The following is a 12,154-nucleotide window of genomic DNA, read 5'->3' on the forward strand; positions in this document are numbered from 1 at the left end:
CATTATAATAAAAATAGCGAAAGGATATAACATCACTCTAAGATTTTTAAAGGAGAAAACAAATGAACAATTATATCGTTGAAACCAACCAATTAAGTAAGGATTTTTCAGGTGAAGTAGCCGTTAATCAGCTCTCTATTCATATTAGAAAAAATGAAATTTATGGTTTTTTAGGACCAAATGGTGCTGGTAAGAGTACTGCTATGAAAATGCTTTTAGGATTGTTGCAACCAAGCCATGGTTCCATTAAGCTCTTTGGCAAAACCTTTAATAGCAATCAAATATCACTCCTCTCAAATGTAGGTTCCCTCATTGAAGAGCCCTCTTACTATGCTAATTTGACCGGTTATGAAAATCTTGAAATTATCCAAAAATTGCTTAAATTACCAAAAAGAAATATTGATGAAGTCTTAAAGATTGTCAGGCTTTTCGATCAAAAAGACAAGCTAGTTAAAAACTATTCACTAGGCATGAAACAACGTTTAGGAATTGCGTTAGCTATTGTTAAATTTCCTAAATTACTGATTTTGGATGAGCCAACTAATGGTTTAGACCCTGCCGGTATTCAAGAAATTCGTGAGCTTATCAAGTCTTTACCACAAAAATACGATATGACTATCATCGTTTCTAGCCATATTCTTTCAGAAATTGAACAGATGGCTACAACTGTTGGCATTATCAATCATGGTCAATTACTTTTTGAAGGCCACCTATCTGACCTTGAAGAAGATGAAAAATATCTGTTTGAGACCAGTGATGATGTAACTGCTAAAAGAATACTAATGTTCAATGGTTTTAATTTGGATGATGACCCAAAATTGATTATCAACGATAACAATAAAGTTAATATAGCCACTGCTATTCGACTCTTAGTTGAAAATAATGTTGATATTTATCAAGTTCGTATGATTCGTCGATCGCTGGAAGATGTTTTCCTTGATATGACAGGACGGGAAGGAAGTGTCTTGTAATGCTGAATTTACAATTAGAATTTATCAAACTAAAAAGACGGTCTTTCTTGTTATCTTTGATTGCTATTGTAGCAGTGGGCTTGATTTGGAGTAGCGTTGTTATCAAATATGAATTACCTAAAACACATGAGGCCTATAATGCCATTTATACCATGACTTACTTGAATGATTTTATTTTGCCACTTTTCATTGCAGTTTTAGCGTCTAGACTACTGGAATTGGAACATCTAGGCAAAACTTTTAAACTCTTGCAAACCAGTAACGAAAGTCCTTGGCAACTTTTTAAAGCTAAATTGACTGTGATGGCTATTTTTGCCTTTGTTGTCAGTTTGATTCAAACGCTTTTTCTGAAATTTATTATTCAAGGCATGCAGGTCAGTGTGACACCTGTTTCATTGAGTCTCTTTTTGTTCACAACTTTTTTGGTTTGTCTCTTTCTGTCTTGTTTACATCTTTGCTTAGCTTTTATCTATCCAAAGCCAAGTGTGACAGTAGTAACAGGCTTAATTGGTTCCTTCCTGTCATTTGTAGGTATCGGTGCGTTACCAGTTCCTATTCGTATTTTCATTCCTTGGCAATATTTCTCTATGATGGGAATCGCTAAACGGGTGGCTGGAACTAACACTTATCTTTTTCAATACGATAATGCTTATCCCTTTAAATTAGTCGTATTATTGCTTATCATTTTTTTAAGCATCTTTGCCAGTAAAAAACTCATTGGAAAGGCGGATCTATTATGATTACTTTTGAATTTAAAAAAATCAAAAAAAGTGCTATTCCGATAACGCTAATCTTCTTTAACCTTGTTGGGTCCTTATTGGGAGCAATGATTTACGCTCTCAATCAAAAGGTGCTCCTAGATGGTACACAAGCTCGCGTCCTTTGGGGACAAACAGTTTTCTATTCCTCGCAGGTATTTACTCCTATTCTGATCGGGATTATCTGTTCCATCAGTTGTCAATTCGAGGAAAGTAATAAAAACTGGCAGCGCTTATTAAGTATTCCGGTTAAGGCCAATCGTATCATTTTATCAAAAATCACCAGCTTATCACTAGTCATGGCTATTAGTCAACTGATAGTTCTTCTCTTATATATTATCAGCGCTTTGGTTTTGAAGGTACCTTTTGCAAATTATCTACTGGACTTTTTGCTTTGGTCTATCACAGGTTGGCTAGCAACCATTACTATTGTCACCATTCAAATTTTTCTTAGTATTCGCTTAAAAAATTTCGCAGTGCCTATTCTTATATCAGCTATTTTGGCTATGGCAGGACTTATGACCCTCTTTATTGGACAAGGTCTTTTTAGAATTTTCCCTTATGCTCAGATTGCTGTTGGTGATCGAGCTCGTTCCTTAGTCCCTTTTACCTTATCTGAATTTATCCTTTTCTTAGTTGTCAATAGTGCTTATATTTTTGTCTTCTATACCTTAGCAGTTAGACAGCTTAAAAAGAGATTTATTTAATCTCATTTATAGTGAAAAACATGAAGAAAGCGAAGATTTATCGTAATTATTATACAATTAATGATCAGCAAATAAAAAGTGAGCTCTTTGTCAACTGTAGTGGGTTCCCAAAAAGTCATACCCTGGAGAGGACCGAATTGGTTCTCTCCTTTTTAATATTCAAAGCGATGAGAATTCTAGTTTTAAAGTTGTCAAAGTTTCGGAAGCCAAAAGCGTTGCGCTTGATGACCTTGATGAGATTATTCGTAGCTTCTAGTTTTGCGTTTGAGTATGGCAGTTCTAAAGCGTTTATAATTTTATCTTTGTCCTTAAGAAAGGTCTTAAAAACAGTCTGAAAGATAGGATTTATACAAGCAATTCTTTCTTCAATGAGACCAAAGAAATGTTCAGCTTGTCTCTCTTGAAAATGAAAGAGTAAGAGTTGGTAGAGCTCATAATGTTCCCTTAGTTCTTGAGAGTACGAGAGCAACTTTTCCAGAATCTCTCTGTTGGTCAAGTGCATGCGAAAAGTCGGGCGATAAAAGCGTTTATGACTTAGTTTCCGACTATCTTGTTGGATCAGTTTCCAGTAGCGTTTGATTGCCTTGTACTCGTGTGATTTTCGATCCAATTGATTCATGATTTGAACACGAACACGGCTCATAGCCCGGATGAGATGTTGTACAATATGAAAGCGATCGAGGACGATTTTAGCGTTTGGAAAAAGTTGTTTAGCCAAGTCGTAGTAGGGGCTAAACATGTCCATGGTAATGACTTTCACGCGACTTCTCACCTGTCTAGAATAACGAAGGAAATGATTGCTAATGGTCACTTGTGTCCGCCCATCTAAGATAGCTAGGATCCTTCTTGAATCAAAATCCTGTGCAATGAAGCTTATTTTACCTTTCTTGAAGCTGTATTCATCCCAGCTCATGTGTTCTGGAAGGTAGTTGAGGTCAGTTGTGAACTCGAATTCTTTCAACTTACGAATGACTGTTGACGTGGAAACTGCTAAGCTTTCAGCGATGGCCGTCATAGAGACTTTCTCGATCAATTTTTGGGCGATTTTCTGCTTGACAATGGTTGCGATTTGGTGGTTTTTCTTGACTAAAGAAGTTTCTGCGACAGCCATTTTTCCGCAATCCTGACAGCGGAAGCGCTGTTTTCTCAACCGAATCAATGTCTTATATCCCGCACACTCTAGGTAGGGAATTTTTGATTCTTTCTGGAAATCATATTTAGCCATTTGTCCTTGGCAGTGAGGGCATTTAGGTGCGGGGTAATCTAGCTTAGCGATGATTTCTTTATGTGTACCAGCATCTACATAATCTAAAATAGTGATGTTAGGGTCTTTTATTCCGAGTAAGTTTGTGATAAAATTTAATTGCTCCATAAGAGTCTTTCTAATGATGGTTTGGTCGCTTTTCATTATAAGTCTTATGGGACTTTTTTCTACAACAAATAGGCTCCATAATTCCTACAGTGGTGTTACCCACTACAGAAATTATAGAGCCCAAAAAGAGAACGGATAAAGTATTCTGTTCTCTTTTTGAATTCTATTAATTTTTAGTGGAGCTCACTGGATAGCCTTATCTTCTAGCGCTCTCTAGCGTAATTAACCATGTCATAAGGTAGAGTATTGGCTCTTTCTTTCAGTGAGTAATTTTCTAAATTATTGACATTTTGGCGCAGGCGTTTAGCATAGCTACTTGAGATCAATTTCTTTTTCTCGTATTCAAAGATAATTTTTCTCTCCAAATAATAGCCCCAGATTATTTCTGAGATGTTATTGGGCTTGAATCGCGCAATAACACGCTCGACGAAGGCACCACTACCGATGATCTCCGTTTCCCTTAGTCGAGATTCCTGCAGAAAAGTAATTAGAGAAGGCTTATAAATACCTTTTAGATGTTCCAAACTTTCGATAATGACTTCGGTATTGGACAGATAAAGCTCTGCTATATCCTCCATATTCTCAGCAGTTAGATGCTTAGCTCCACCTTGCCTCCAAGAGCGCCATCTGGCACCAAGAGTGACGATTTCATGGAGCAACATGCGCAATACGCGCAGTGTAACGAGAAACATATAGGTAAATCGAGAAACTAAGTTTCGATTGATGTCCTGCTCAATATTATGTAGGTAACGCTGATAAAGATGATAGCTACGATCGCTGATTTTTCCTTCCTCAAAAGCTTGCTCCAAACCATCATTTTCGATACTCAAAATCAATAATTTCAGAGCTGCCAAGTCTCGCTGAGTGGCCTTATCTTCCTGTTCAAGGATTAGGTTTTCGATACGACCATGGTAATTGTCAATAGCCGCATAGAGAGGTGCCTTAGCCTTGGTTTGCTTAAGGCCTGCTTCCAGCTCACTCACCACTTCATTTAAAATAGCAATGTGCATGAGGTGCTCGTTTTCCTCTTCTCTTTCCTCAGACAGATGAGGAAGAGTGAGCAAACCTGTCAGAAAGCTAAGAAAGGTCACACCTGCTACCAAGAAAAGCAACAAAGGATGATCTTGCTCCAATTGGCTCGGAATCAAAAGAATAGTCGCAATGGAGACAGTTCCTTTGACACCTGAAAAGGTCAGCAGCAGCATTTCCTTTAGGTAGTTTCCAACATTCTTGTGCAATCTTCTGATTCGAATGAAGTAAAAACTGAACAGCATAAGAAACCGAAGGGCAAAGAGTAAGAAAGTCAGAAGGACAATGCTCACGAGTAGCAAGAGATTATCGTAAATTGGGCTCTTTAAGATTGGCTCTGCAATCATCTTCAGTTCGATCCCTAAAATGATAAAGACAGAACCATTGAGCATAAAGTTCACTGTATTCCAGATGGTTTCTGTAACCGAATCCACCTGGGCTTCCAGAAGTGTTATCCGCTTGAAGCGGCTAGCCTTAAAGATACCTGCGACGACCACTGCGATAATCCCTGAAACATGGATTTCCTCCGCTAAAAAGAAGGTAACCAAGGGTAGGCTCAGCTCCAGCAAGAGCTCACTAGCAATATCTGATACTTGGGCACTCATCAGCAGTTTATGCAACCAGCGATTAAGAGCTGCGCTGGCCATCCCGATGGCAAAACCACCGATAATGGAAAGAACTAAGGATATACTAGCTTTTCCTAGGGAAAAACTTCCTGTAGTCCAGGCCAAAAGAGCCACACGAAAAGCAACCAGACCAGAAGCATCATTAAGCAATCCCTCTCCTTTTAGGATATTTTCCACCCGCTTGGGGAAGGAAAAACGCTCTGATAGGGAAGCAAAGGCAACCAAGTCTGTCGGACCCAAAGCAGCTCCTACGGCAATGCAGGCCGCCAAGGGCAAAGCAGCCCAGAGAAGATGAGCCAGATAGCCCAAACCAAGCGTTGAAATAAAGATAACTGGAAAAATCAAATACAAAATGATTCGCCAGTGCTTGAGAATACTGGTAATATTGCTTTCCTCAGCCTCCCGAAAGAGCAATGGCCCAATTACCAAGGCCAAAAATAGCTCTGTATCTAAATGAAATTTCCCCTGAGGAAGGAGAAAACCAAGCGAAATTCCCAGCACAATTTGCACTAGAGGTAAAGGAAGCTGGGGCAGCAAGCGATTAGTCACATTCGATACAACCAATAAGAGCAAAAAAACAATCGTGTAGAGAAGGATTTCCACTTTGAACCTCCTTTATCTTTGCTGGCAGCACTCTTTAAACAATTCTTTTTGCGCTGAAATCTTTTGATCAATTTTGGATAGGTCGCGGTGCTCAATCATCTTTTGGCAACGCTCCATTTCTAAATTCACCAATTTTTTCTTGATTCGCAGCATTTTTTTATTCATTTTGGCCTCGTCCAAAAGGCCAACAGTCATTTCTTCATTGGCAGACTCGACGTATTTGTTTCGTAAACCAGCCAATTTTTCATGCAAATATTGTTTGTCCATTTTTCTCCAAATGATTCCTTAGAAAGTTTTTAGCAAGCTTGGAATCCTTATTTTCCTTTTAATTTCTCAATCATAACCAAAAAAGGCGGGTTGTTAATCTGATTGATGGTCTTGTAAAGGGCGACAGTAAAGTCCTGCTGGGGCAGCTGACTGACGAAGTCTAGCACCGCATCTTTTTCAACTTCACCACCTTCATGCCCGTAGTAAATCATGATAGCTGCACGGCCACCTTTTTCTAAGCCTCGGCAGACCTTTTCCAAAGCTTCCAGCGTCGTATCTGGTCGGGTAATGACAGACTTGTCCGCCGAAGGCAGGTAGCCCAGATTAAAAATCGCTGCCTTGAAATGGTCTGTGTATTGGTCCAGAGTCTCATGGCCAGCCAAGATTAGCTGAGCATTGTCCATGCCAGCTTCTGCTAAGCGCTGGCGAGTCTTGTCCACAGCCTGCTCCTGAATGTCAAAAGCATAGACTTGCTTGGCCAACTTAGCCAGAAAAAGGGTATCATGTCCATTGCCCATAGTAGCGTCCACTACAACATCTTCCTTGGTCACGACTTCTGCCAAAAATTCATGAGCCATCTGTAAGGGTCTTAACATACGAATTTCTGCTCCTTTGCTTTACAGCCTTGCTTGCTGCCACGACGGCGCATTTCTGCCTCAATGGCATTGAGAACTTCCCATTTATTGAGGCTCCACATAGGGCCAATCAACATGTCTCGCGGAGCATCGCCTGTGATACGGTGGATGACGATATGTTCGGGGATAATCTCCAACTGGTCGCAGATGATGGAGACATATTCCTCCTGACTGAGTAGCTGCAGCCGTCCCTCATGGTAATCCCGTTGCATACGGGTATTGGTCATCAGGTGAAGCAGGTGAAGCTTGATTCCTTGAATGTCATTGTCCGTCACACAGCGGCGGACATTCTCTAGCATCATCTCATGGGTCTCTCCCGGCAAGCCGTTAATCAAGTGAGAGACAATCTCCGTCTTGGGAGCCAGCTTACGAACCTGCTGGACTGTTTCCACATAAAGCTCATAAGAATGGGCACGATTGATGAGGTCCGAGGTCTCCTCATAGGTAGTCTGAAGCCCCAGCTCTACAGTCACATGCATACGCTCAGACAGATCAGCCAAGTAGGCGATGGTCTCGTCAGGCAAGCAGTCAGGCCGAGTCCCGATATTGAGACCAACGACGCCAGGCTCGTTAATGGCCTGTTCATAGCGCTCACGGATCACCTCAAGCTTCTCATGGGTATTGGTGAAGTTCTGGAAATAAACCAGATACTTGCGAACATCCGGCCACTTGCGGTGCATAAAGTCAATTTCCTTATAGAACTGCTCGCGAATGGGCGCATCCGGCGCCACAATGGCATCACCAGAACCCGAAACGGTACAGAAAGTGCAGCCTCCATGCGCCACGGTGCCATCCCGATTGGGACAGTCAAAGCCCGCATCAATGGGCACCTTAAAGGTCTTTTCTCCAAAAAGTTTTCGATAATAATCATTCAAAGCATTGTAAGATTTCATACCTTCCATTCTACCACAAAAAGGAGCCTAGAAACAAAAATTTCCCCCTTCACTAAGAAAGAAGAAAATCATGCCTCCCACTGATAACGCTTGAGGTCCACACAGCCATTGACCTTCAAGTCTACTCCCTCCGCCCAGAGCAAGTGTGCTTGGTCTTCCCAGCCTGGTGCGAGGCGCCCTGCCGCATTGACCACCCGATGGCAAGGATGCTTGCCATCATAAAGCTCCGACTGGCTGAGAATCTTCCCGACTAAACGGGCGTTTTTAGGCCGCTCAATCAAACGAGCAATCTGACCATAGGTCGCCACGCGCCCAGAGGGAATCTCATCCACAAGAGCTAAAACCGACTTGATGGCTTCTGGATTCAAAACGGATACCACCTCCTGATCTTACTTGCTCCTATCTTAAAGAAAGAGACTTTCTTTGTCAAGACAAAAAGGCTGGCAAAGCCAACCTTCCTCATCTCTGTTTATTTCTGTTTTCCCCTGAAACGCCATTGAAAGCGCAGCTTGTCATAAAAGGGAAACTCGATATTGAGAATGGCAAAGCCCATCAAGGCTCCTCCAATCACATCTGTCGGATAGTGCACCCCCAGATAGACTCTGGATGCCATAATGGTCAAGATAAAGAGCAGGAGCAAGCCCTGTACCAGACGCTTAATTTGTTGATTTTGCATCCGTTGCTGGACAATGATAATCAAGGTCCCAACAACAATGGCTGTCGCCATGGCATGCCCACTTGGGAAAGAATAGCCTCCCTCTTCGACCAAATGTGAAATACTGGGCCGACTTCTTTGGTAGACGAGTTTAATCAGCTTAATCAAAATCCCATGTAAGACCAGATTTCCTGCCAGCAAGGCAGCTTCCAGCTTCCATTTTTTATAAAGGAAAAATAGGACAAGGGCAGAAACCCAGATAATAATTCCTAGTGGGTCAATCACACTGGTCACTAGTTTGAAAAATGTCGTCAAAGCTGCAGGCAAGTCTCCTCGCAGCCAAGTTTGAATCGGGCTATCAAAGGCAACTAGCTGCTCTGGATAAAACTTGACCATGTAGCCTAATATGACGAAAAGTAAAAGGGCAAAACTGCCCTTCATTAAAAATGTTTGTTTATCTCTCATAATGTTTTAAGGTTGGTTTCAAGAGGACGTATAACAACCAGAATGAAACAGCAAAGATTACACCCTCAATCAAGTTGAAAGGTAATACCATAGTCATGAGGTAGTTGGAAAGTCCCATAATTTTTCCAATATCAAAGTTGGCAAACTTCGCGTACAAAGGAACAGCGTAAACATAGTTGAGAACCAACATAGCCACGGTTAAACCAATAGTCCCAGCTAGAGAGCCTAGTAGGAAACGAAGGGTTGTCCGTTCCTTTTTCCAAATCAAAGCAAAGACGATGACAAAAACTCCCAAAGCTACAATATTCATTGGCAAACCAATGTAAGTATTCACTCCCTGGCTGTTAAGAAGCAGTTTCAAGAGTGAGCGAAGCAAGAGAACTCCTAGAGCAGCAGGCAAATCCATGACCACCAAGCCCACAAGGACTGGCAAGATACTAAATTCGATCTTGAGGAAGGATGCCGCTGGTAAAAGCGGGAAGTCAAAGTACATCAGCACAAATGAGATGGCTGATAGAATTGCAATGGTCGAAAGTCGACGTGCGTTTGTCATAACAGGTTCCTCCAATTTTCTATAAAATCAGAAGAAGTTAGAAAGGATTCCTCTATCTATTCTCACTTTTTATATCCCAAAAGTTCCCTCTCACTCCATCAAAGCAAGCGGTTACAGTTTAGCTATAAATCTATCAGAACAGACAAAGCTATTCTTTCGTCTTCTCCCATCCAGACTATACTGTCGGTTGTGGAATCGCACCACATCAGCTTTCGCTCGCGGACTTATTTGGCTAAGATATTTTAGATTTATCTAGGCGTCGCAGTCGAAGATAATACTTAAAGTATATCGCGACAAGACAACGACGAGAAAGCTAAAATAGCTAGTCAAAATTACCGCCGGTCGGGAATTTCACCCTGCCCTGAAGACCCTTTAATCATAACAAAAAACGCTTGCAAGTGCAAGCTTTTTGATTGATGTAATCAATATTATTTTAACTTAAGTATTTTTCATTTATTTCAACTTATCCGCTTCGTACTCATGTACCAAGTCTAGTCCTGCAAAGTTCTGTTGCCGTAGGGCTTCGTAGACAATCATGCAGACCGTATTAGAGACATTTAAGCTGCGGACATGCTGGTCATTCATAGGAATGCGCAAGGCCTTTTCTGGATGCTGACGCATAAATTCCTCAGGCAAGCCTTTGTCCTCGCGGCCAAACATAAAATAATGCGACCCTTCTGCAGCAAAATTCTCTTCCGAGTAGACCTTCTCGGCAAACTTGGATATCAGATAGAGTTGTCCGTCCATCTGCTTCATAAAGTCATCTAGACCCTCATAGAAGCTAATATCCAGCTTATCCCAATAGTCCAGCCCTGCTCGCTTCATCTTACGGTCGTCAATGGGAAAGCCCATGGGCTTGATGATATGGAGGGGAGAATTGGTCGCTGCGCAAGTACGAGCGATATTGCCTGTATTCTGTGGAATTTGTGGTTCAAAAAGGACAATATGATTTTGCTGAGACATGATTTTTCCCTGATTTTCATTAGAATAAAAAAATAGCCACACTGCCCGGAGTCAAGCTCAGCAAACAGCGTGGTTAAGGCATCATTAACTTACATCACAACAGGTTTGATGTAAATCAATGAGGGTACTTTCCTAGTATATCATTTTCTTCCGACAAGTCAATAAAAATGACCTCAAAAAGTGAGAGTTTTGTAGGATTTCTTTTGAAACAGCTTACTATTCTGTAAAAAACGACTTTATTGAGATTTATAGATGAAATTTTATATAAAAAAAGGTATGATAGATACATATTCGGGAGGAATAATATGAAAATTATCGTCGTCGGAAGCGGTAAGGTCGGAGCCGCCCTTTGTCGCTCGCTCGTTGCTGAAAAGCATGATGTTGTTTTAATTGAGCAAAATGAAGCTGTTCTAAATCATATTACAAAACGTTACGATATTATGGGCATCGTTGGAAATGGTGCGAATTTTAAAATCTTGGAGCAGGCAGATGTTGCCCACTGTGATATCTTTATTGCCATGACTGAGCAGGATGAGGTCAACATGGTTTCAGCCGTTCTCGCAAAGAAAATGGGAGCTAAAGAAACCATTGTCCGTGTCAGAAATCCTGAATACTCTAATGCTTATTTTAAAGAAAAAAATATTCTAGGCTTCTCTCTGATGGTCAATCCTGAACTCTTAGCTGCTCGTTATATTGCCAATATTATTGATTTTCCTAATGCTCTGTCATTGGAGCATTTTGCCAATGGCCGAGTGACCTTGATGGAGTTTAAAATCAAGCCAGAAAGCTATCTCTGCCAAATGAATCTCTCGCAATTCAGGAAGCATTTCCCTCACGTTATTATCTGTGCTATTGAGAGAGAAGGAAAACTCAGCATTCCAGATGGTGATTTCACCTTGCAGCCATCTGATAAAATCTTCCTGACTGGAAATCGTTCAGAAATTGTCCGCTTCCACAATAAAATCCGGCCAAGAGTCATCAAGAGCCTCATGATTATCGGGGCAGGTAAGATTGCCTATTATTTATTAAATATTCTCAAAAATAGCAAGATTGAGCTCAAGGTCGTCGAGATCAATCGCCAGCGGGCAGAGTTCTTTAGCCAAGAATTTCCTGAGCTCTACGTGGTCAATGGAGACGGTACAGCCAAAGATATTCTACTCGAGGAAAGAGCTGCGCATTACGATGCAATAGCTACTCTGACAGGCGTCGATGAAGAAAATATCATCACCTCCATGTTCCTCAATAATCTTGGCGTTCAAAAAAACATTACCAAGATCAACCGGACAAGTCTCCTCGAGATTATTGACAATCAAGACTTCGCAAGTATTGTCACGCCAAAAGGGATTGCTGTTGATACCATTATGCACTTTATCCGCGGACGGAATAACGCGCAATTCTCCAGCCTAGAAGCCTTGCACCATGTAGCAAATGGTCAGATTGAAACGCTCCAATTCCAGATCAATGAAGGAAATAAAATGATCGAACAGCCTCTTTCTCAGCTCAAATTGAGGAGCGGGGTGCTGATTGCTGCTATCATTCGTCAAGGTGTAGCCATCTTCCCAAGTGGAGATGACTATTTGGAAGTCGGAGATAAGATCATCGTGACAACCTTGATTCAAAACATCGACAAGATTTACGATTTGTTAGAGAGGTAGCC

The 12,154-nt window shown here is 41.2% G+C and carries 13 protein-coding genes and 1 riboswitch; of the genes, 4 read left to right on the top strand and 9 right to left on the bottom strand.

Annotation, left to right across the window (positions count from 1 at the left end):
- Window positions 1–62: 62 nt before the first annotated feature.
- From HBA50_RS07535 to HBA50_RS07545, 3 genes are read left to right on the top strand one after another with little or no spacing between them, the layout of a single operon-like run.
- Entirely contained in the window at window positions 63–971 is a 909-nt protein-coding gene (locus tag HBA50_RS07535) for an ABC transporter ATP-binding protein (protein WP_008809655.1), read from the top strand.
- Entirely contained in the window at window positions 971–1,711 is a 741-nt protein-coding gene (locus HBA50_RS07540) for an ABC transporter permease (protein ID WP_045498958.1), read from the top strand. Before HBA50_RS07535 ends, HBA50_RS07540 begins: the two co-directional genes overlap by 1 nt.
- Window positions 1,708–2,436, top strand: a complete 729-nt coding sequence (locus HBA50_RS07545) for an ABC transporter permease (RefSeq protein WP_045498955.1) — start codon at window positions 1,708–1,710, stop codon at window positions 2,434–2,436. The genes HBA50_RS07540 and HBA50_RS07545 overlap by 4 nt, the downstream gene beginning before the upstream one ends.
- 115 nt (window positions 2,437–2,551) lie before the next feature.
- Here HBA50_RS07545 and HBA50_RS07550 read toward each other — a convergent pair whose 3' ends face one another.
- The 9 genes from HBA50_RS07550 to HBA50_RS07590 form a co-directional block, all read right to left on the bottom strand.
- On the bottom strand, window positions 2,552–3,808 hold the full coding sequence (locus HBA50_RS07550; RefSeq protein WP_045499770.1) for an ISL3 family transposase: 1,257 nt from the start codon (window positions 3,806–3,808) through the stop codon (window positions 2,552–2,554).
- Between the two features lie 203 nt (window positions 3,809–4,011).
- Entirely contained in the window at window positions 4,012–6,066 is a 2,055-nt protein-coding gene (locus HBA50_RS07555) for a cation:proton antiporter (RefSeq protein ID WP_045498952.1), read from the bottom strand.
- A gap of 12 nt (window positions 6,067–6,078) precedes the next feature.
- Window positions 6,079–6,333, bottom strand: coding sequence for a hypothetical protein (locus tag HBA50_RS07560; protein ID WP_005590872.1), 255 nt, complete (start codon window positions 6,331–6,333; stop codon window positions 6,079–6,081).
- 47 nt (window positions 6,334–6,380) lie between these two features.
- Entirely contained in the window at window positions 6,381–6,929 is a 549-nt protein-coding gene (gene mnmM / locus HBA50_RS07565) for a tRNA 5-(aminomethyl)-2-thiouridylate-methyltransferase MnmM (protein WP_045498949.1), read from the bottom strand.
- Window positions 6,923–7,870 carry a tRNA modification radical SAM protein MnmL/YtqA gene (mnmL, locus tag HBA50_RS07570; RefSeq protein ID WP_045498946.1) on the bottom strand — a complete coding sequence of 316 codons (948 nt, stop codon included), beginning with the start codon at window positions 7,868–7,870 and terminating at the stop codon, window positions 6,923–6,925. The genes mnmM and mnmL overlap by 7 nt, the downstream gene beginning before the upstream one ends.
- A 59-nt stretch (window positions 7,871–7,929) precedes the next feature.
- Entirely contained in the window at window positions 7,930–8,229 is a 300-nt protein-coding gene (locus HBA50_RS07575) for an MGMT family protein (protein WP_045498943.1), read from the bottom strand.
- A 101-nt stretch (window positions 8,230–8,330) separates the two neighbouring features.
- Window positions 8,331–8,981 carry a phosphatase PAP2 family protein gene (locus HBA50_RS07580; protein WP_045498940.1) on the bottom strand — a complete coding sequence of 217 codons (651 nt, stop codon included), beginning with the start codon at window positions 8,979–8,981 and terminating at the stop codon, window positions 8,331–8,333.
- Window positions 8,971–9,534, bottom strand: coding sequence for an ECF transporter S component (locus HBA50_RS07585; RefSeq protein ID WP_045498937.1), 564 nt, complete (start codon window positions 9,532–9,534; stop codon window positions 8,971–8,973). The genes HBA50_RS07580 and HBA50_RS07585 overlap by 11 nt, the downstream gene beginning before the upstream one ends.
- A gap of 154 nt (window positions 9,535–9,688) precedes the next feature.
- A riboswitch (FMN riboswitch) is annotated at window positions 9,689–9,907 on the bottom strand.
- Window positions 9,908–9,987: 80 nt separating this feature from the next.
- Window positions 9,988–10,497 (bottom strand): tRNA (cytidine(34)-2'-O)-methyltransferase, encoded by a 510-nt coding sequence (locus tag HBA50_RS07590; protein ID WP_045498934.1) that lies wholly within the window; start codon window positions 10,495–10,497, stop codon window positions 9,988–9,990.
- 305 nt (window positions 10,498–10,802) lie between these two features.
- On the opposite strand from HBA50_RS07590, the gene trkA reads away from it, so the two are divergent.
- Window positions 10,803–12,152 carry a Trk system potassium transporter TrkA gene (gene trkA, locus HBA50_RS07595; RefSeq protein WP_045498933.1) on the top strand — a complete coding sequence of 450 codons (1,350 nt, stop codon included), beginning with the start codon at window positions 10,803–10,805 and terminating at the stop codon, window positions 12,150–12,152.
- Window positions 12,153–12,154: the final 2 nt, after the last annotated feature.

This window comes from Streptococcus cristatus ATCC 51100 (assembly GCF_011612585.1).
In the GTDB taxonomy this organism is placed as follows: domain Bacteria; phylum Bacillota; class Bacilli; order Lactobacillales; family Streptococcaceae; genus Streptococcus; species Streptococcus cristatus_H.